The organism is Alteromonas sp. LOR (genome assembly GCF_000753865.1).
Taxonomy (GTDB): domain Bacteria; phylum Pseudomonadota; class Gammaproteobacteria; order Enterobacterales; family Alteromonadaceae; genus Alteromonas.
Map to the genome: position 1 here is coordinate 466,115 of NZ_JQFW01000015.1, position 19,732 is coordinate 485,846.

A 19,732-nucleotide genomic window follows, 5' to 3' on the forward strand; every position below is an offset into this window, starting at 1 on the left:
AGTGCGTATGGTAACAAATAAATGATAAACTCTGTGCAACAAAAAGCACTGACGGTAGATTGATATGACCACACCATTTTCAACGGTTTCTAAACCAAACGCCATACCCGTAATGCTTGATAGCGCATTAAATACCCAAGTCATGGCGATTGGTGATGTGTTGCGTAAAAAGGGGTGGACAGTATCGACTGCTGAATCGTGCACCGGCGGCGGCATTGCTTTTGCGTTTACCAGCGTTGCAGGCAGTTCAGATTGGTTTAATCAGTCTTGGGTAACCTATTCTAATAAGGCTAAAATGCAGGAGCTGTTCGTAAACACTGAGACCCTTGAAACGCATGGGGCTGTATCGCAGCAGACGGTGACTGAAATGGCGCTTGGTGTGCAAAAGCGATGTGGAGCAAACGTAGTGGTTACGGTTAGTGGTATTGCTGGGCCTGGTGGCGGTACTGACAGCAAACCTGTAGGCACTGTGTGGTTTGGTTTCATTTGTGGTGATGGTGCTTTTCAAGTCAAGCAGGTGTTTAGTGGCAACAGGGATGAAGTACGTGGTGAAGCGGTAGCCTTTGCAATTAATTATGTGCTGAAAATGCTTAGTACTAGTTAAGCAACACATCTTAGGCCGAGTTGAAAAAAATAATTAAAACACTGGTTGAAACTGTATGCTTGTACAGTATAGAATGCATGCAGAAATTGTTAGGGTATAGATGTGGTTTGTCGTTCTAGCGTTTTAATATTGACGAACGATGTTGTCTCAGTGGTTCAGTATTTATGGACGAACTCAAGGCAGCCTGAGATAGATAAGCTGCTGGCAAATAAATAGCTGGCAAATTAACAACAAAGTTAACAAATAACAGCGCAAACAAGTAGTAAGCAAAGCGAGAATCATAAGCTGTAAGATGTTTTGAAAGTTAAAATATAAGGAACGTAATAAAACATCCTTATATTTTCATTTTTACTCACATTCATGTTCCAACTCTTGTTGATAATAAACGCAATGTGACGCGCAAAAGATAAGCATAGGCATAGTTAAGATGACAGATCAAAATAGAACCAAAGCGTTAGATGCAGCGCTTTCTCAAATTGAAAAACAATTTGGGAAAGGCTCAATTATGAAGTTGGGCGAAAACAAGACAATGGATGTGGAAACTATTTCTACAGGCTCCCTTGGGCTAGACATTGCTCTTGGTGCGGGTGGTTTACCACTTGGCCGAATTGTTGAAATTTACGGTCCAGAGTCATCAGGTAAAACAACCTTAACCCTTGAAGTCATTGCTGAAGCACAGCGCCAAGGCAAGACTTGTGCGTTCGTCGATGCGGAACACGCGCTAGATCCTATTTACGCGGAAAAACTTGGCGTTAACATTAACGAATTATTAGTATCGCAACCTGATACTGGTGAGCAAGCGCTTGAAATTTGTGACATGTTGACACGCTCTGGCGCTGTTGACGTTATTGTTGTCGACTCCGTAGCAGCGTTAACACCGCGTGCTGAAATCGAAGGCGATATCGGTGATTCACACGTAGGTCTTGCTGCGAGAATGATGTCTCAAAGTATGCGTAAAATTACGGGTAACCTGAAACGCTCGAATACAATGATGATTTTTATCAACCAAATTCGTATGAAGATTGGTGTGATGTTCGGAAGCCCTGAAACAACTACAGGTGGTAACGCACTTAAGTTTTACGCGTCTGTACGCTTAGACATCAGAAGAATTGGTTCGGTAAAAGAAGGTGACGAGGTTGTCGGTAACGAAACTCGCGTTAAAGTCGTTAAGAACAAAATCGCGCCTCCTTTCAAGCAAGCTGAATTTATCATTCGATATGGTGAAGGTATTTCTAAGCACGGCGAGTTAATTGACTTAGGTGTTAAGCACAAATTAATTGATAAAGCCGGTGCATGGTATAGCTACAACACAGACCGTATCGGTCAGGGTAAAGCGAACAGCATGTTGTTTTTAAAGAATAACCCTGCTGTATCGGACGAGATAGAAGCTAAGCTAAGAGAAATGTTGCTTCCAGGCAAAATCGTTGAAGATAAAAGCGAAGAGGCTGGTGAAGAGTCATAAGCACCAGCAGAGATAGCTTCTTACACAAATGACTTGTGAGAAGCCCAACCCTCTTTTAGATAATTAAAACCGCCATCAAGGCGGTTTTTTTGTATCTGCAGATTGTTTATTTTTCATCTGTCTACCGCTTGAGTCATCTACCTTCTTGTTTACTTTTTATATCTATCAAACGCTATCGACAACCAAATAGAAAATTAACGATATCGTTTAATAGAAAAACATTTACTAACATTTTTTGCCTGAATAACCCTTGTTTACATGACCAATAAGAGGAATGCTGTAATTAATACCAAAAAGAAAAGACTAATAGTCTGTGCCGCGTTTCATTGAAGCGCAAAGTAAATCGATAAATAGTACAGCGATATATAGAGCAGTGATAAATAGAATGTTCAGGCAGTAGCCCAATCTATGAACGTTGTATGTTTATACAAAATAAAGTATTGCTAATAAGATAAAAGTAAATAGTGTAATGCTGCTTTTGCTGTATGCATCACTGAACGTCATCGGTTTATGAATACGCGAGTCGCTGGCATAAATCGTCACTAATAAAAGAGAAGAGGGAAGGTCCATGATTGAAATAGCTGGCCTCGCTAAACGTTTTGAGGTCGAGAACCCGAAAAAGCTTAGCGAACAAGAGAAAAAAGATCCGCGTTTAAAGGGGCGTTATTTTCAGTCTGTTCGGGATGTGTCTTTTACATGCCAAAGTGGAGAGGTTCTTGGTTTGCTTGGTCCCAATGGAGCAGGTAAAACGACCACGCTTCGTATGTTATCAACGGCACTTCGTCCAGATAGCGGCAGCGTGCTAATAGATGGTCAAGACATTTTGGCAAACCCTAATGTTGCTCGTAAAAAGATAGGCTTTTTATCGAGTTCCACAGGTTTGTATGGTCGACTTACTGGTAGAGAAAATATCAGCTACTTCGGCGAACTGCATGGATTATCGAAAAGTACGATTGAAGCTCGTATTGAAGAAATGGCAGACTTACTTGATATGCAGAGTTTCTTAGAGCGGCGAGCCGAAAACTTTTCATCCGGTATGAAGCAAAAGGTATCAATAGCGAGAGCGGTTATACACGAGCCTTCACTTGTTGTGCTCGATGAGCCCACCACGGGTTTAGATATTATGGCTACCAGCACCGTAATGGAATTTATTCAACGATTAAAAGATAAAGGCACACCCGTTATTTTCTCTACTCACCATCTCGATGAAGTGCAAACGCTGTGTGACAAAGTCACCGTCATCAATCAAGGTGAAACGGTATTCAATGACTCACTAGCGGCGTTCAGCGCACTGTCCGATGGCCAAATGCACAAGAGTTTCCTTAAAACACTAGAAACAGAATCACAGGAGAAGAGCAATGTGGTTAATCTTTAAGAAGGAATTTAAAGAATTATTGCGGGATAGAAAAACGATCATCTTTATGATCTTGTTACCGCTATTATTGTTCCCCGCGATCTTTGGTGTGGGCATTTTCTTTATGAGTAATGCCGCTGAAAAGGCAGAAAACGAAATTTTAAAATATGCCATTGTTGGTGAAGCTTATGCGCCAGATATTGTTGAGTCGTTCAGTCAGGCTTCTGATAAGTTTGAGCAAGTCGCTATTGACGGCGCTGATACTGACACAGCTACCGACAAAGAAGGCTACGCAACGCTGATTAAAAACGAAACCTTAGACTTCGTGCTAGTAATACCTGAAACCTTTAACCCTGATATTTTGACATCAGGGCAGCATAAAATTGAGCTTTATCTTAATGACGCTGGGCTTAATAAAGTGTACGGACGAGTAGCTGAAATTATCGATGTATATATGGATGAGTACCAGCTTTCTGCATTTACGCAGTTAGGTTTAAATGAATCTCAGCAGGAGGCGCTGCTAAAACCCATTTCAATTGAAAAACAAAATATTGCCGATGACAGAGAAGTGTGGGGAGAGCGTATTGGTGGCTTCCTTCCTTATTTCATATTCATATTGTGCTTACAAGGTGCTATGGCACCAGCGGCTGATTTGGGAGCAGGGGAAAAGGAAAGAGGAACACTGGAAACCTTGCTTATCTCACCAATGGACAGGTACAAACTTGTACTGGGTAAATTCTTTACGGTAAGCGCTGCGGGGATCATTACTGCCCTCATCACCGTATCGTCCATGGCTCTGTGGGGAATAGTGTTATCACAAGGTATGGCCATCGAATTTGTCGTTGAAGTGATGTCCATGATTGGCATTGTAGATTTTGTACTTATATTTCTTATGTTGGTGCCTGTGGTGGCAGTATTCGCAGCTATTTTGCTTTCCCTGTCTATCTATGCGCGTTCATTCAAAGAAGCACAAAGCTATATGGGCTCGCTAATCATGGTGGTTATCTTCCCTGTGCTGATTGCTATGATGCCTGGTGTAGAACTAAAGGGTGCGTGGGTGTGGGTCCCGTTAACGAATGTAGCTCTCGCGATGAAGGAACTGTTTAAGGGCACTATGGATTACTTTGCGCTGTTTGGTATTTTTACTTCCACAGCCGTTATAGCAATAGGCCTTATCATGTTCTGCATTCATTGGTTCAACAAAGAAAAAGTACTATTTAGATAGCCAGTGTACTGGTATCAGCGCGAGCGCCCCGTGTGGTTGGAAGGTGGTTAATCCTACCAGCCACACGGGGCGTTTTTTTATGGCGTGGAATATTTTCGAAGGCCGGATATTTGGCTAATACAAAGGACGTGTTTCATACCTCAAAATCGATTCGTTTGATAATACCTTCCCAGCCAGGAGGGATCTTTCCTTGAAGAACGTATGAGTAGGCGAGCAGCTCTGCGATAACAAAATACAAGGACTCTGGGATATCCTGGCCTACATCAAGTGTGGCAAGTACTTCACTTAAATAAGGGTCTTCATGGATAAGTATTCCTGTTTCTTCTGCCATAGCGATGATGGCTTCGGCGAGGTCGCCATATCCCTTTGCCACCACTTTGGGCGTATTTTTTTTGTCGCCTCCTTCGTACTTGAGGCCTATGGCACGTTTAGCCTTGTTTTGCTTATCTGAACTCATCGCAATAACTCATTTACCATTTTTACGCTTCTTTTGAAAAAGGGAGACTCAACAGAGCGTTTCCAAGGGGAACGCAAAAAAGAGAAGCATTCAAAACACGCTTCACACTTTGGTCTCAAAAATATGATGAGGACGGCTATTGAGTGTGTCTGGTATATGGCCGCGCTGAAAACTCGAATTTTCAACATGAAGCCCCAGCCCTTCTAACCGTTTGGTTAAATACGGCAGTGTATCTGCAATCCTTGCCAGAATAACGTCATTTGACGCATACAAGTCGAGGGTTATTGACTCTTTATCTATTTTTGATTTGGCAAGCACCTGACCTGTATCGCCGATATCCAATTTCATAGTGACGTTCCATAGCCCCCGCTGAGCATTATTTTCTTGCTGTTGATGCTGTTTGTGATTTTCGCGGTAGATGAGCAGTTCTGGTGGCGTGCTGTGTTGAGACAGCGTGGGCAGCACGTAATAAAAAGCATCTTGACCTTGAATACGTGAATCTGCTTGAGTTACTTTGCTTTGCTGATGATTGGCAAGCAATGTTTTTAATTGAGCTAACAGCTGCTGACGGCCATCTAACTGGTTTACATCTTGGCTAACCCTGCTTGGCTGAGTGTTACTTCCCACGCTTGCCAAGGTTTTGGAGATAATAGAGTCAGGTGCATCTATTTGCGACTTCAGACTGGGCTGTCGCTGCAGGGCTCTTCCCGCTAATGCGAGTTGAACAAGTGCAACAAGTCCTTGTACAAAACTCGATACCGCAACGGGAGAGGTTAGCGTTGATGGCGTTGCCAAAAGTGCTGGGCTGTTTAGCAGCGTTTGAATACGCTGAGGCAATGACGAGTCAGGCCCTGACGTACCGGCCTTTAAATTAGCGTCTTTAACCTCTTTGTCCTTTCCCGTGCTGTCAGTAGATTTCACGTCAGACTCGGCTAAAGCACTTGTCATTTCTTTGACTAGCGCGTTTCGTTCACTAGCACTTATTTGCTGCTTGCTGGTGTTATTTGAGAGTTGCTGCAATAGATTATTAAACAGCTCCACCGAAGCGCTTTTTGCTTCAGATTTTATCATTTGAGCAATGGATCCCAATGTGGGCTTTGTTGCGTTTGCTTCTTTGGTCAATTGGGTGTTCGCTGTGTTTTCTACCGCATTTGCAACCTGAGTAGAAGGTGCCTTTTGTGCAGGCAATCCCTGAGTTGTTTCAAGTTGTGGCTTGCTTAGCGCCGAAGGCGACGCCGAGCGAACGTCTATGCTTTTTAGTTGCTGTATTAATTTGGACAGTGCAGATGACGTATCTTGTTGAGCTATGGAATTACCTTGTACTTGCCCAAGAACGCTATTGTTCGGTCTATTCTCTACAATGGACACTAGGGCTGTAAGGGCACTAGCGGTGCTGCCAGTTTGATTTAATAAAACACGGGAGAGTGAGCGAATGGCGTTATGTACATCACTGCCGCTAAGGGACTCAGGTGCAGTTTTAATACTGGCACTGTGAGCATTATTAACACTATGAGAGCTATGTAATGACGCATTAGGTGCTAGCCGTGAACTTGCTCCTTTTCCAGCTTTTAATATTTCAATGCCAGTAAGTTGAGATATCGGCAGGCTTTTAACATCTACATTTCGCAGCTGCCCTGTGCTCAATACAGGCAATATGTCCTTGGCTAAAAGTGAAGCTGAAGCCGGTAGTGAAAATGTGGTTAGCACGCTATTTTTTGTAGTGTGAACGCTTAGTGTAGCGCTTGCTGCGTCCTTTGTATTTAAGGAAAGGAGACTTACGGCTTTTAAGATGTTGTTGCCAAAACTTGAGGTAGAGAGCGACGCCGAGCCAGGGAGAAGCTGCTTTAACGCTGAAGGAACACCGCGCTCTTGAGATATCGCCACACCGCCTTGTTTAAGTGCCTGCTCAATAAGTGGGTATTGAGCTTTAGCACTTATATTTCCTAGTGATAGGGAGTCTAAGTTTGTGCGCTGCTGTGCAGAGCTCTTGCCCGTTAACTCGTTGGCAATAGTATTTAAACTAGTGTGTAGTGTTAGCGCAACATTCCCACTTTGCGTCTTGTTGAGGCTGATGGAAACGCCTTTGCCAATAAGGTTTTGAAGTGATGCCATTGACTTAGCGTCTAATTGGGCCAAGGGCAAATGAAGTGATTTACCCCCCTCTATACCAAGGGTTACTTCTTTACTGGTAACAGAATGTACTTGTGCCCTAAGCGATACGGCGGCTCCTTCAGCGTTCTTTAAAGCTTCTGCGATTGCTTTAAACAGTTGACCTTGCTTATCCAAAGGAATACTTGTGCTCTGCGATATCACCTCTACAGACGTCAATGCAGCTTGTACTGTGCTGTTTATTCCAGAAGCCGTCGCTCCAGAGCTATTTACTCCAAAAGCTCCTGTCCCAGAGCCACTTGCCCCAGAGCCGAGGGATATGAGTTGAGGCTGCTGTATTCCTTGGCGAGAAACAGTATCGGGGACACGTAAATTCGCTTTTAACTGGGGAGTGCTTAGGGCCAAAACATTATCTGGAAGCCGAGCAACAACTACCTTAGCGGCGTTATCAATTGCTACCGCCCGTGATAGCGGGTTGCTGCGGGATTGATTCGTAGCGCCTTGTTGAGTAGGTGCTTGGCCTGTATCAGCGGAGACCGGACTGGTGTTTTGACTTCCAGCAGCGCTCGCAGCGCCTGTTTGCCCTGTAGATTGTGCTGTTGTTTTCAGTACACTCGCGAGAATATTGGAAAGTTGCGACGTCATGTGATTGGTATCGGCCTTGGCATGTTTTTCCTTAGCTGAGTAATTGATAAAGGCACAATCGATTATTATAGTAAAGCAGGCTAAAAGCCGCCTATTAAACCTGTTATTGGCTCACCGATTAATTCGCTAACTAACTCATTTTTTGAAAGGCATTTGAACAACCCAGTTAATGTTGTAGATAGCGTGTGATGGAAACAATAAATCGTAAATAAAAAAGACAAGAAAACTGTTGAAGTAAATCATATTTAATTGATATTCGCGACTGCGAAAATGCCATCCTGTGATAAACTAGCGCCAATTTTTAGAGTTAGTAATTCGTACAGAAGGTAGACGTCGTAGTGCTAAAAGCGTGTGAACTGACATGCGTAAAAAGAGACAGGGTCTTATTCGAAAATGTTTCATTGGCGGTCAGTGCCGGTGAGCTTCTGTATGTTCGTGGGCCTAACGGAGCGGGTAAAACCAGCTTACTTCGAATTCTCACCGGGCTAAGCACGCCTGAATCTGGCACCGTATTGTTTAACGGAGAAGATATTGCAGATTCTTCGTTATCGTATTTGTCGACGTTGTTATACCTAGGTCACAAGAGCGGAACCAACGGCAGCTTATCTGCACTGGACAACTTAAGGTTTTGGCTAGCTCAACATCAAGTGAAATGCGAAGAGAGCCAACTTTTCGATGCATTAATGCGTATAGGGCTAGTTGGTCTTGAAGACGTACCAGTACGGTTCTTGTCGGCGGGTCAGCAGCGAAGAGTAGCCCTTGCCCGCTTGTGGTTAAAGCCCGCTGACGTATGGATCCTCGATGAGCCTTTTACCGCATTAGATGTTAAAGGCATAGCGTTGCTCGAAGGGCGAATGAAATCTCATGTTGAGCGTGGTGGCGTTGTCATAACTACCTCTCATCAGCCGCTGTCTGAAGCTGCAGGCGAGCACAGCGTATTTGATTTGGAGTATCGGTTTTAATGTCGCTGTATCAGGGAGTTTTTAAACGAGACGTTCACATTGCGTTTAAACAGAAGGCTGAACTACTTCAACCGCTTATGTTTTTGCTAATGGTCGTTACTATGTTCCCACTTGGTGTCAGCCCGTCTCCTGACACCTTGCAACGCATTGGTCCTGGGGTGCTGTGGATTGCGGCAATCCTGTCATCATTGATGGCCATGGAGCGAATGTTTCGAGACGACTTTCAAGACGGCACCATGGAGCAATACGTGCTCTCAGGTATGTCTCTTGCGGGGATTAGTGCTGTGAAGGTGTGCGTGCATTGGCTGGTGAGTTTTATTCCCATGCTCGTGCTGTCACCGCTATTAGCCATGTTTTTAAATTTAACGTTTGATATGTACGTGGCGCTATTAGCAACGTTGTTTCTAGGTACGCCGCTACTGTCGTTAATTGGTGCAATTGCAGTAGGGTTAACGGTAGGGTTACAGAAAGGTGGTGTGTTGTTAGCATTGCTACTAATCCCTGTTTTTATTCCGTTACTCATTTTTGCCACATCAGCTGTGGATTCTGCCGCACTTCAATTACCTTATTATCCGCAACTTGCTATTATCGCGGCCATGCTGTTGCTGGCACTAGCAATAGCACCTTTTGCGATAGCGTATTCTTTAAGAGTGAGTCAGAACTAATGTGGAAGTGGTTACATCCCTACGCAAAAACAGAGCGAGCTTATCAGCTTTGCGTAACGTTACAGCCTTGGCTTTGGGCAGGCGCCGGTGTTGCTTTGTTTGTTGGCACGCTGTGGGGACTTGCGTTTGCGCCACAGGATTATCAACAGGGTGATTCATTTCGTATTATTTATATTCATGTGCCAAGCGCCATATTGTCTATGGGCACGTATGTAGCCATGGCAGTAGCGGCACTCGTCGGTATGGTATGGCAGTGGCGCACGGCTTACATGAGCATGATTGCCATGGCGCCTGTTGGCGCTGTAATGACATTTATTGCCTTGTTCACCGGTGCTGCATGGGGCAAGCCCATGTGGGGCGCGTGGTGGGTATGGGACGCGCGGTTGACCTCAGAGCTTATTTTGTTGTTTTTATATTTTGGTGTTATCGCGCTTTACGGTGCATTTGAAGATAAACAGCAAGCTGGCAAAGCCGCAGGGGTTATGGCGCTTGTAGGGGTAGTGAATATTCCTATTATTCATTACTCAGTTGAGTGGTGGAACACCCTTCATCAGGGGGCCACAATTAGCAAGTTTGACAACCCTTCGATAGCTCCTGAAATGCTGTGGCCGTTACTAATTAACCTACTTGGTTTTGCATTTTTTATTGGTGCAGTAACCACAGTTCGCTTACGCAATGAAATTGTGCTGCGAGAAATGCATCGTCCTTGGGTGCAAGCGCTTGCGAAAAAACAGGTAAAAGGGGCTCAGTAGTATGCAATTTGAATCGTTGACAGACTTTTTTGCGATGGGCGGGTATGCCTTTTACGTATGGATATCGTTTTTCGTCACGTTTGGCAGCATGGCCATCATAGCAATACAAAGTTATGTAAAACAAAAAACGCTGCTGTCTACAACGCTAAAAGAACAAGAGCGAAGGGCCCGAATTAAGCGTGCCCAGCAGAGCGTGTAAATTGGGCGCTTAAAATTAGCTCGCTGTATTAGGCGTGCTATTTACAAGACACATTTTTCAATTTTCCAAATATCGAAGTGAGATAGTTGCATGAACCCAAGACGAAAGCAGCGTTTAACTGTAGTGGCTTTAATCGGCCTTCTAGTTGCTAGTGCAATTGGACTGATGCTCTATGCATTAAACGACAGCATTGATTTATTTTATACGCCAAGCGAAATCATTGAGGGTAAAAATGGACTAAAGCCACAGGTAGGACAGCGTTTGCGTATTGGCGGAATGGTAGTGCCAGGAACGGTAAGCCGCGACCCAGATAGTTTAGCGGTCAGTTTCGACCTTGTAGATACAGGCCCTGCTGTTACGGTGACTTTTACCGGTATTTTACCGGATTTATTTCGCGAGGGTCAGGGCATAGTGGCAACGGGCGTATTAACAGACTCAAGACAGATAAATGCTCAGGAAGTACTGGCAAAACACGATGAAGAGTATATGCCGCCTGAATTGGCAGAAAAAATGAAGGGTATAAAACACGTTAAGCCGGAAAATAAATCCGGTTACGGTTCTTCAGACGCCAGCTCTTATAACGACAAATCCTATGAAGCTAGCTCTTATGAGAAAAGCACTTACGAAAGCGGTGTATCGGGCAATAAGCCCTCAAAGGCAGATTCAACCACGAGCATGAATGAGGGGCAGTAAGTTATGATACCTGAAATTGGTAATATAGCGCTTACACTGGCGTTAGTGCTATCCATTTTGTTGGCGGTATATCCGCTTTGGGGTGCCCACCGTCAACATGAAACCTTGATGGCAACGGCGAAGCCGTTAGCGATTGGCCTATTTATTTTTACGCTCATTGCGTATGTATGCTTGACATATGCTTTTGTTACCGATGACTTTAGCGTTGAATACGTTGCACAGCATTCGAACAGCAAACTGCCAATCTATTATAAAATAACCGCAGTGTGGGGCGGGCACGAAGGCTCGTTTTTATTGTGGGTACTGATGCTATCGCTATGGACTGTTGCCGTGGCCATATTTAGCCGAGGGATCCCCCTTGCTATGGTAGCTCGAGTCCTATCGGTGCTGGGAATGATCGGTATCGGTTTCTACTTGTTTATGCTGCTAACGTCAAACCCGTTCAACAGCATGCTGCCGTTCTTTCCTGTTGATGGGCGAGATCTTAATCCGCTGCTGCAAGATTTTGGCATGATTATCCATCCTCCTATGCTGTACATGGGATATGTAGGTTTTTCTGTGGCGTTTGCATTCGCAATCTCTGCGCTAATTTCAGGACAACTCGACTCCACGTGGGCTCGGTGGTCTCGTCCTTGGGTAATTGCTGCCTGGGCATTTCTCACCGTTGGCATTGCATTGGGTAGCTGGTGGGCTTACTACGAGCTTGGCTGGGGCGGCTGGTGGTTCTGGGACCCAGTAGAAAATGCGTCTTTCATGCCATGGCTTGTGGGCACTGCGTTAATGCATTCCCTTGCGGTAACTGAAAAGCGCAAAGCCTTTAAATCTTGGACCGTTTTGTTGGCCATTGCTGCATTTAGCATGAGCTTACTTGGCACCTTTTTGGTTCGCTCTGGCGTCATTGTGTCTGTGCATTCCTTTGCAAGCGATCCCACCCGAGGTTTATTTATTCTCGGTATTCTTATTGTGCTCAGTGGTTTTGGTTTACTGCTCTACGCAATGCGTGCTGCGTCACTAAAAAGCCCGGGCAGATATCAAGCTTTTTCACGTGAAGTGTTACTGATGGGAAACAACGTTTTCCTCTGTGCTGCAACGCTAGTGGTGTTGCTAGGAACTCTATTCCCACTTGTGCATAAAGAGTTGGGATTGGGCAGTATTTCGGTGGGTGCACCGTTTTTCAATCAGATGTTTACGCTGCTTATCGTTCCTTTTGTGCTTATTCTTGGCCTTGGGCCGCTTACCCGTTGGAAGCATCAAAAAGCCAGCGATCTCAAAAAACAGCTGCTTATAGCGCTGGGCATTGCGCTAAGTGCAGGCATACTTGTGAACTTCGCCTACGACACGCCAAGCTACATGGGTGTGCTTGGTATGGTACTGGTGTTTTGGATTTTGGTGATGACGGTGCAAGAAGTTATTCAGCGGGTATCCTCAATGCCCAGTGACATGAGCACACTGACATCGCTTAAAAAACTGACGCCTAGCCACTGGGGTATGGTGCTAGGTCATGTTGGTTTTGCTATTTCAATTATTGGTATCACTCTAGTGTCTAATTATGAGCTGGAGCGTGATATTCGTATGGATGTTGGCGAGACAGTGAGTTTAGGTGGTTATGACTTTACTTTTACCGATGTAAAGCGCGCCGACGGACCAAATTATAATGCCGACGCTGGCGTTTTTGATGTGCATAAAAATGGCGAGAAAGTCGTTAGGCTTGAGCCTGAAAAGCGTCTTTACACCGTGCAGCGTATGCCGATGACCGAGGCTGCAATTCACTCTACAATTACGCGAGATGTGTTTATCGCCATGGGCGAGCCATTAGATAATGGGGCTTGGGCAATTCGGATATACATTAAACCATTTGTTATTTGGCTATGGGCTGGTGCGGTAGTAATGGCGCTGGGCGGGGTACTGTCAATTAGTGACAAGCGCTACCGAATTGCAAAAGTGAAGAAAGTAAAAGCGGTATTGAGTAGAAGCACAACAGATAAACCTGAAGGGAATGCAATATGAAGAATGCGCGTTTAGTCGTCATTCCACTGGTATTATTTTTATTGCTGGTTGTCTTTTTATTCAAAGGGCTGTTTTCAGACCCTCGAGAGCTTGATTCTCAGGTGAAGGATAAAGTACTGCCAGCGTTCTCACTACCAGATCTTATGCAACCAGACATAACCTATACGCCAGAAAGCTTAAAAGGGCAGGTGACGCTATTAAATGTGTGGGGCGTATGGTGCGTAACGTGTGCGGTTGAAATGCCTTATTTGACTGAGCTGAAAAATGAGAAAGGCGTTCATATTGTCGGTCTCTATTTTGACCAAGATTTAGATCCAGATTTTGGCACTAAGACGCTTAACCGTGTTCAACAAGAAGTGACATCCATGTTGAGCCGATACGGCAATCCGTATGCGTTTAATATTTTTGATGTGTATCGCGATACGTCACTAGATTTGGGTGTTACGGGCGCACCAGAGCATTTTGTAATTGATGCCCAGGGCGTTATCCGGATGCATCATATTGGTGACATTAATGAGCGGGTTTGGAAAAACAAAGTAGGCCCACTGTACAATCGGTTAGTGGCAGATGCATCAACTGGTAAGTTTGATAGTGACAAGACAACTACTAGTACCAACGCAAACGCTAAAACTATTAGCGCGGAGGTAAAGTAATGCGCCAATGTATAACGTCGTTGCTCATTGTCTTAAGGTTAAGACCCTTCATATCATGCGCTTTAATGATAAGCGCGCTGGCTTTTGCTGGTACCCTCTATGCAGCAGAGGACAACTTTTCATTTGAAACACCAGAGCAACGGGCGGCGTTTTTAACGTTGACTGCGGAACTGCGCTGCCCTATGTGCCAGAATCAAAACATAGCGGATAGTGACGCTATGATTGCTCATGATATGCGCCGCAAGGTATATACCCTTCTTAAACAGGGTAAAACTGAAGCACAAGTTATTGATTATATGAAAACGCGGTACGGGGACTTTGTTCACTATCAGCCACCGGTGACAATCGCTACCCTGTGGCTATGGGCTGTGCCGGTGTTGTTTGTTTTTATCGCATTACTATTTATCGTTAGACGTAAGTCAGCCTCACCGCCTGAGGACATGGCTGCAAAATTAGCCAAAGCCGATGCAATGTTGGAGCAAGATAAAGAATGAGTTGGTCTGAGTTTTATTTAATTGTTTCTGGGCTTATTACCCTCGTTCTTTTAATTATCGCATTTCCGTTTTTACGCAATAAAAATCATGCAAAACGAGATAGCCTGAGCAATACGCAAATTATTAGACAGCGCCTAGTAGAATTGGAGCGCGAAGTAAAAGAAGGGCTAATTAGCGAAATAGATAAGCGTCAAGCGGTGGACGAGTTAAAAATTGCCCTTGTTGACGAAAGTGCTTTTACAGCAAAGAAAACCGGCACTGCGCCTCTTGTGCTGATTGTGGGTGGGTTAATTGCCCTCATTTGCGGCGCCGTGGTTTACTCTCAAGTGAATCAAATGAGCCAAGTCAAGCGCTCAACGAATGCAATTGCTGCGCTGCCTCAATTGAGTCAGCAACTTGCTAGTGGTAATGCGAATAGCCTGACTCAGCAGGATATTGCTGATTTAGCCCTCGCCATTCGCCAGCGCCTTCGCGACGATCCTAGTGACGATACTGGATGGATGTATTTAGGTCGTTTGATGCTAAGTATAGGGCAAGAGGTGCAGGCGATAGAGGCTATCGATAGAGCTACCGTTTTGGCTCCTGCCAACAGTGGTCACAAAATTACGCTTGCGCAGGCGTTGATGACCACCGGTGATGTGAATAACCTTCAAAGAGCACAGGGTATCTTAAACGGCTTGTTAGCTAACACTCCAGATAACGACAATCTTGCTTTAATGATGGCCGTAGTATCCGCACAAGTAGGTGATTTAGCGCAGACTAAACGTTATTATGCCCAAGTGAAGGACAAGCTTCCCAATGGCAGTGATATGCAGCAACGCCTAACGGTTCGTATTGCTGAGCTTGAGGGGCGAGCTAGTGATATGGCACAGCTGACTGGCAGCTCAGATGGTGTCGCTGGTGTTAGTGCTGACAGCAACATGTTGGCACCAGGTGAATCAAGCAATATGTCAGACACTGCGTTATCAGAACCGTCAAAAGTTAAAACTGGCTTTACTATCAAGGTAAAATTGTCCGAAGAGGCGAAGGTAAAAGCGCCCAAAGAGGGCTTTCTCATCGTGTTTGCACAAGATGCTCTATCAGAAAATAGAATGCCTGCTGCGGTAGTAAAAATGCCTATTGGTGCTATGCCTGCGGCGGTGACACTTAGCAATAAAAACGCAATGATGCCGCAATACACTTTAGGCTCGCTTTCTGACATCACCATCACAGCAAGGCTGTCTATCGATGGGGATGTTTCTATTTCATCAGGCGAGTGGCAGGGCAGTACCTCAGCGCAGGTTAAACAAGGGCAAATGCCTGAGTTAACCGTCATCATAAATAAGGAATTGTAGTAATGGATATAACCAGGCAACTGGTCGCTGGCGCTTTAGTCATAAGCAGCCTGTTAGGTGGATGTGCAACAAATAACGCATCTCAACAAACTTCAGAGGTTTCAACAAACAGCACACAGGTGGATTCATCAGACCCAAGAGATCCTCTTGAACCAGTAAACCGTCTAATGTGGGATTTTAACTGGGAAGTACTTGATGCTTATATCGTACGCCCTCTTACCGTTGGTTACGTGACAGTGATGCCTCAGTTTGCAAGAACTGGGTTGCTAAACGCCTCACGGAACTTGCAAGAGCCGGCTAACTTTATGAACAATGTGTTTCAAGGCAAGGTGGATGATGGTTTAGACAGCTTAGCCCGTTTTCTATTGAACTCTACCGTGGGTTTACTTGGTACTATCGATGTTGCTGAGAACATTGGTATATCTCGCAAAGACGAAGAGTTTGGCGAAACGTTAGGCGTATGGGGTGTTGATACAGGGCCCTTTATGATGCTGCCAGTGTTAGGACCAAACGACCCGAGAAGTTTCACAGGTCAATTTGTTGATGGCACGGTATACCCCATGGCGGTTATTGCCAGCAATTTTTTCATAGCTCGCTACGTGGTGTCTCTACTTGAAACTCGTGCTCAAGTAATGGCGCAAGAAGCGCAGCTAGAACAGTCGGTAGACGATTATGCGTTTATCAAAAACGCCTATTTTGAAAACCTAGCCTTTCGGGTTACCGATGGTAAAAGTGGCGATAAGGCTATTGATGAAAAGCAGCTAGATGATTTCGCTGATTTTGAGGCTATGCTAGAAGATTCAAGCTTCGATGATTACGAATATGAAGAAGAGCAAAGCGAAGATGATGAGCAAAGTGATAAAGCTAAAGCGTCAGAAGATAGCGATATTATAGATAATTAAAGGGCATTCAAAGCTCTCGAGCGCATAAGTAATAAAAGCTTACTTTTAGCAACGCTACAAGCTCAAGACAAATAAAAAACCATGCGTAGCGCATGGTTTTTTTGCATTTAAATGTGTCTAACCGAGGGTTAATCTTTTGGATAACCCGTTGGGTTCTGCGACTGCCAATTCCATGTGTCGGCACACATGTCTTCTAATCCTTTATCTGCGTTCCAATTTAGTTCTTGGGCCGCTTTTGTAGGGTCAGCATAACAGGCGGCTACATCGCCACTTCGTCTCGGTGCAACCTTGTAAGGCACCTTTTTGCCAGAGCCTTTTTCAAATGCTGCTATCATTTCTAACACAGAATAACCCTGGCCCGTGCCGAGATTATACTTATCTAATCCCATATTAAGATTGAGTCTGTCTAGCGCTTTCAAGTGGCCATTCGCTAAATCGACAACGTGTATGTAATCTCTAACACCCGTACCGTCAACAGTGTCGTAGTCATTGCCAAATACGCTAAGCTGCTGAAGTTTCCCTGTGGCAACTTGAGAGATGTATGGCATCAGGTTGTTTGGGATCCCGTTAGGATCTTCACCAATTTGGCCAGATTTATGTGCGCCTACTGGATTAAAGTAACGCAGCAACACAATGTTCCAATCGTTGTCTGACCCATAAAGGTCGCTAAGCATGTGCTCGACCATGAGTTTTGACATGCCGTAAGGGTTTGTTGGGTGACCTGTAGACATATCTTCGCTGAGGGGAAGGGATGCAGGGTCGCCGTATACAGTGGCTGATGAGCTAAACACAATGTTCTTCACATTGTGTTTTTGCATTGCTTTACATAGCGTTAGCGTGCCGTACACATTATTTTCGTAATAAGATAACGGCTTAGCAACCGATTCACCTACCGCTTTAAGTCCGGCGAAGTGAATAACGGCAAAAATGCTGTGCTCACTAAAAATATCATCTAATACGGCGGTATCTCGGATATCACCTTGTACAAAAGTAACTGACTTCCCAGTAAGGCCTTCAACCCGTCTCAACGACTCAGGACTGGCATTGCATAGGTTATCGAGTACTACAACGCCGTAGTCTTGTTCGAGAAGCTGTAGAACGGTGTGGCTACCGATGTAACCTGCACCACCAGTAACTAAGATGGTTTTCATTCATTTTCCTTGCTTGACGGTTGCGCTATGTATTTAGCACATATGGAGTATTGGATAGGTTTTATCACCAACGGATAAAGTAAAAATACCACAAATGCCCACAGTAGCGATGTCCAATTTGTGGCCGTTTGAAGAATAAAAGCAAAAACAGGCACAATAACGAGAAGCTTTAACACATTCAGTAGCGTTTTTTCTGGCACAGAAAGCCGCTTTGATGCTTGGTCTAGCAATCGAGCTCGCTCGGCTAAGGGTAAACCCTGTAGCGCAGGGATATTACGTGTAGAAAAATAAAACGTCATTATTCACTCTCAATAAAAAGCTTACTTGCAACCAACAGTTCGCTCCCAATAAAAAACCGCCGAAATACAACTATTACGGCGGTTATTGTAGGTCAATATTCTATTAGTTAAAACAGCGTAAAAATAAAACTGTTTTAACCTAGAAAAACATAATCAACTTCTACGTTTTTTCTTGGATCCCTGCTTTTTCCCAGAAGCGAGATTTAACGCTAAGAAGGGCAATCACAATACCTACTGCAATACTGAACAAAGCTATCTGTAGATAAAGATTAGGCATTTCTTTTACATTTTCCGGGTCGAAGTTACCAGAAAGAAGACCGGCAATGATGTTACCAATTGAATAGGTCAGTACGAATACCCCCATCATCTGTCCAGCAAAACGCTTAGGTGACAGTTTACTTACTGCACTTAGCGCCACAGGGCTTAAGCACAACTCGCCCACTGTATGTAGGAAGTATGTTGTTACCAACCACATAGGTGCGACTTTTAGGCCTTGTGCGGCATATTGTGATGCCATAAACATGACCAGGAAGCCAGACGCCATAATGATAATACCGACGGCGCATTTAATGGTGTAAGACGGGTCAATCATACGCTTTGCAAGGTTTATCCAAAGTGCGGCAAAAAACGGCGATAGTATGATGATAAACAATGAGTTTGACAGCTGGAACCACACCGTAGGTATAGCAGACATACCAAACCAAGAGGTAAGGAAGGAACCATCGCTTAACACACGGTCGGTATAATTCTGAGCAAATAAATTAAGTGAAGAGCCCGCTTGTTCAAAACCAGACCAAAAACATGCCGAGGCTACACATACAAGGAACAGCGCCCACATACGTCTCTTTTCGTTTTCTGATAGGTCGCCTTTGAAATAAATAAAGCCAAAATATAAAAAGAATATAGCAGTAAAGAAGATAGCCACTTTTTGTGCAAGGGCGATAGGTTCGATAACAATGCTACCCATGTGAGCCATGATGATGACTGCAATAGCTGCCGCAACAACCACAAGAACACCTGTCCACGCCCGCTTTCTGGCAACGCCCTGATAGGCATTTGCAGGGGCGACCGATTCTGCTGAAAGCGTACGGCTAGAGAAATAGTATTGAATTAAACCAATTGCCATACCCACAGCAGCGGCGCCAAAGGCGTAGTGCCATCCCCAGTTTTCTTGAAGGTAGCCGGTGACTAAGTAGGCAATCAAAGAGCCAATGTTGATTCCCATGTAATAAAGGGCATAGCCACTGTCACGGCGACCGTCGTCTTCCCCGTATTGCTGGCCAACCATGGCAGAAATATTAGGTTTGAGTAACCCCGTTCCTGATGCCACTAAAATTAGACCAACGAAGAATAGGTTCTGCAAATCAATAGCAAGTACTACGTGCCCTGCAAAGATAATGAGGCCGCCGTACCATACCGCTTGTTTACCGCCGATAAGTCTGTCAGCTAACCAACCACCGGGTAAGCCAAGAAAGTAAACGGCACCGGTGTATAAGCCATAAATTGCACCCGCTGTCGCTACGGTTAATCCAAGTCCTTGGGTTTGAAGGCTTGCTGTCATAAAAAGTACGAGCAGGGCGCGCATGCCGTAATAACTCATACGTTCCCACATTTCAGTGAAGAAAAGCGTTCTTAAGCCCCCTGGATGACCGAAAAAGCTTGTATCGATAGATGGTTTCATAATTATTTTTTAATTCCACATTGCTTATGGTTGTTATTGTAGAGCTCTATATTGGTCGGCTCTTTGATAATGGTCCGAATACGG

General features: G+C 44.6%; 18 protein-coding genes and 1 pseudogene. 14 read left to right on the forward strand and 5 right to left on the reverse strand.

Features of this window, described 5'->3' with window-relative positions:
* Positions 1-64 precede the first annotated feature (64 nt).
* The 4 genes from JV36_RS0107355 to JV36_RS0107370 all read left to right on the forward strand — a co-directional run bounded on the left by JV36_RS0107355 (position 65) and on the right by JV36_RS0107370 (position 4,645).
* Complete coding sequence (locus JV36_RS0107355) at positions 65-604, forward strand: CinA family protein (RefSeq protein WP_081926555.1); 540 nt, start codon at positions 65-67, stop codon at positions 602-604.
* A gap of 427 nt (positions 605-1,031) precedes the next feature.
* Positions 1,032-2,066, forward strand: coding sequence for a recombinase RecA (gene recA / locus JV36_RS0107360; protein WP_032094305.1), 1,035 nt, complete (start codon positions 1,032-1,034; stop codon positions 2,064-2,066).
* 568 nt (positions 2,067-2,634) lie between these two features.
* The gene (locus JV36_RS0107365) at positions 2,635-3,441 is read left to right on the forward strand and encodes an ATP-binding cassette domain-containing protein (protein WP_032094306.1); all 807 of its coding nucleotides are present in this window, start codon (positions 2,635-2,637) and stop codon (positions 3,439-3,441) included.
* On the forward strand, positions 3,425-4,645 hold the full coding sequence (locus JV36_RS0107370) for an ABC transporter permease (protein ID WP_032094307.1): 1,221 nt from the start codon (positions 3,425-3,427) through the stop codon (positions 4,643-4,645). The genes JV36_RS0107365 and JV36_RS0107370 overlap by 17 nt, the downstream gene beginning before the upstream one ends.
* A 133-nt stretch (positions 4,646-4,778) precedes the next feature.
* On the opposite strand, the gene JV36_RS0107375 is transcribed toward JV36_RS0107370, so the two are convergent.
* Both JV36_RS0107375 and JV36_RS0107380 read right to left on the reverse strand, forming a co-directional pair.
* A complete protein-coding gene (locus JV36_RS0107375) occupies positions 4,779-5,102 on the reverse strand; it encodes an EscU/YscU/HrcU family type III secretion system export apparatus switch protein (RefSeq protein ID WP_032094308.1) in 324 nt (107 codons plus the stop codon).
* A 102-nt stretch (positions 5,103-5,204) separates the two neighbouring features.
* On the reverse strand, positions 5,205-7,856 hold the full coding sequence (locus tag JV36_RS0107380; RefSeq protein ID WP_032094309.1) for a flagellar hook-length control protein FliK: 2,652 nt from the start codon (positions 7,854-7,856) through the stop codon (positions 5,205-5,207).
* A 338-nt stretch (positions 7,857-8,194) separates the two neighbouring features.
* On the opposite strand from JV36_RS0107380, the gene ccmA reads away from it, so the two are divergent.
* The 10 genes and pseudogenes from ccmA to JV36_RS0107430 all read left to right on the forward strand — a co-directional run bounded on the left by ccmA (position 8,195) and on the right by JV36_RS0107430 (position 16,517).
* Entirely contained in the window at positions 8,195-8,818 is a 624-nt protein-coding gene (gene ccmA / locus JV36_RS0107385) for a cytochrome c biogenesis heme-transporting ATPase CcmA (RefSeq protein WP_032094310.1), read from the forward strand.
* On the forward strand, positions 8,818-9,483 hold the full coding sequence (ccmB, locus tag JV36_RS0107390; RefSeq protein ID WP_032094311.1) for a heme exporter protein CcmB: 666 nt from the start codon (positions 8,818-8,820) through the stop codon (positions 9,481-9,483). The genes ccmA and ccmB overlap by 1 nt, the downstream gene beginning before the upstream one ends.
* A complete protein-coding gene (locus JV36_RS0107395) occupies positions 9,483-10,235 on the forward strand; it encodes a heme ABC transporter permease (RefSeq protein WP_032094312.1) in 753 nt (250 codons plus the stop codon). The genes ccmB and JV36_RS0107395 overlap by 1 nt, the downstream gene beginning before the upstream one ends.
* Position 10,236: 1 nt before the next feature.
* Positions 10,237-10,434, forward strand: coding sequence for a heme exporter protein CcmD (gene ccmD / locus JV36_RS0107400; RefSeq protein ID WP_032094313.1), 198 nt, complete (start codon positions 10,237-10,239; stop codon positions 10,432-10,434).
* A gap of 90 nt (positions 10,435-10,524) precedes the next feature.
* A pseudogene (gene ccmE / locus JV36_RS0107405) lies at positions 10,525-10,974 on the forward strand (cytochrome c maturation protein CcmE); the annotation flags it as partial.
* Between the two features lie 156 nt (positions 10,975-11,130).
* Entirely contained in the window at positions 11,131-13,134 is a 2,004-nt protein-coding gene (locus tag JV36_RS0107410) for a heme lyase CcmF/NrfE family subunit (protein ID WP_032094314.1), read from the forward strand.
* A complete protein-coding gene (locus JV36_RS0107415) occupies positions 13,131-13,787 on the forward strand; it encodes a redoxin family protein (protein ID WP_052009998.1) in 657 nt (218 codons plus the stop codon). Before JV36_RS0107410 ends, JV36_RS0107415 begins: the two co-directional genes overlap by 4 nt.
* Before the next feature lie 65 nt (positions 13,788-13,852).
* On the forward strand, positions 13,853-14,281 hold the full coding sequence (locus tag JV36_RS0107420; protein WP_032094315.1) for a cytochrome c-type biogenesis protein: 429 nt from the start codon (positions 13,853-13,855) through the stop codon (positions 14,279-14,281).
* Positions 14,278-15,615 (forward strand): c-type cytochrome biogenesis protein CcmI, encoded by a 1,338-nt coding sequence (ccmI, locus tag JV36_RS0107425; RefSeq protein WP_032094316.1) that lies wholly within the window; start codon positions 14,278-14,280, stop codon positions 15,613-15,615. Before JV36_RS0107420 ends, ccmI begins: the two co-directional genes overlap by 4 nt.
* A 2-nt stretch (positions 15,616-15,617) precedes the next feature.
* Positions 15,618-16,517: an MlaA family lipoprotein gene (locus tag JV36_RS0107430; RefSeq protein ID WP_032094317.1), complete on the forward strand. Its 900-nt coding sequence runs from the start codon at positions 15,618-15,620 to the stop codon at positions 16,515-16,517.
* A gap of 128 nt (positions 16,518-16,645) precedes the next feature.
* Here the strand turns inward: JV36_RS0107430 and galE are convergent, their stop codons facing one another.
* The 3 genes from galE to JV36_RS0107445 all read right to left on the reverse strand — a co-directional run bounded on the left by galE (position 16,646) and on the right by JV36_RS0107445 (position 19,648).
* A complete protein-coding gene (gene galE, locus JV36_RS0107435; RefSeq protein WP_032094318.1) occupies positions 16,646-17,668 on the reverse strand; it encodes a UDP-glucose 4-epimerase GalE in 1,023 nt (340 codons plus the stop codon).
* Positions 17,665-17,967: a DUF6170 family protein gene (locus JV36_RS0107440; RefSeq protein WP_032094319.1), complete on the reverse strand. Its 303-nt coding sequence runs from the start codon at positions 17,965-17,967 to the stop codon at positions 17,665-17,667. The genes galE and JV36_RS0107440 overlap by 4 nt, the downstream gene beginning before the upstream one ends.
* A gap of 160 nt (positions 17,968-18,127) precedes the next feature.
* Positions 18,128-19,648, reverse strand: coding sequence for a peptide MFS transporter (locus JV36_RS0107445; RefSeq protein WP_032094320.1), 1,521 nt, complete (start codon positions 19,646-19,648; stop codon positions 18,128-18,130).
* Positions 19,649-19,732 lie beyond the last annotated feature (84 nt).

Coding starts and splice junctions, on each gene's coding strand:
- JV36_RS0107415 (WP_052009998.1), top strand. CDS start 13,131: ATGAAGAATGCGCGTTTAGTCGTCATTCCACTGGTATTATTTTTATTG.
- JV36_RS0107420 (WP_032094315.1), top strand. CDS start 13,853: ATGATAAGCGCGCTGGCTTTTGCTGGTACCCTCTATGCAGCAGAGGAC.
- ccmB (WP_032094311.1), top strand. CDS start 8,818: ATGTCGCTGTATCAGGGAGTTTTTAAACGAGACGTTCACATTGCGTTT.
- JV36_RS0107375 (WP_032094308.1), bottom strand. CDS start 5,102: ATGAGTTCAGATAAGCAAAACAAGGCTAAACGTGCCATAGGCCTCAAG.
- galE (WP_032094318.1), bottom strand. CDS start 17,668: ATGAAAACCATCTTAGTTACTGGTGGTGCAGGTTACATCGGTAGCCAC.
- JV36_RS0107365 (WP_032094306.1), top strand. CDS start 2,635: ATGATTGAAATAGCTGGCCTCGCTAAACGTTTTGAGGTCGAGAACCCG.
- recA (WP_032094305.1), top strand. CDS start 1,032: ATGACAGATCAAAATAGAACCAAAGCGTTAGATGCAGCGCTTTCTCAA.
- JV36_RS0107430 (WP_032094317.1), top strand. CDS start 15,618: ATGGATATAACCAGGCAACTGGTCGCTGGCGCTTTAGTCATAAGCAGC.
- JV36_RS0107380 (WP_032094309.1), bottom strand. CDS start 7,856: ATGACGTCGCAACTTTCCAATATTCTCGCGAGTGTACTGAAAACAACA.
- JV36_RS0107395 (WP_032094312.1), top strand. CDS start 9,483: ATGTGGAAGTGGTTACATCCCTACGCAAAAACAGAGCGAGCTTATCAG.
- JV36_RS0107440 (WP_032094319.1), bottom strand. CDS start 17,967: ATGACGTTTTATTTTTCTACACGTAATATCCCTGCGCTACAGGGTTTA.
- ccmD (WP_032094313.1), top strand. CDS start 10,237: ATGCAATTTGAATCGTTGACAGACTTTTTTGCGATGGGCGGGTATGCC.
- JV36_RS0107370 (WP_032094307.1), top strand. CDS start 3,425: ATGTGGTTAATCTTTAAGAAGGAATTTAAAGAATTATTGCGGGATAGA.
- JV36_RS0107445 (WP_032094320.1), bottom strand. CDS start 19,648: ATGAAACCATCTATCGATACAAGCTTTTTCGGTCATCCAGGGGGCTTA.
- JV36_RS0107355 (WP_081926555.1), top strand. CDS start 65: ATGACCACACCATTTTCAACGGTTTCTAAACCAAACGCCATACCCGTA.
- JV36_RS0107410 (WP_032094314.1), top strand. CDS start 11,131: ATGATACCTGAAATTGGTAATATAGCGCTTACACTGGCGTTAGTGCTA.
- ccmI (WP_032094316.1), top strand. CDS start 14,278: ATGAGTTGGTCTGAGTTTTATTTAATTGTTTCTGGGCTTATTACCCTC.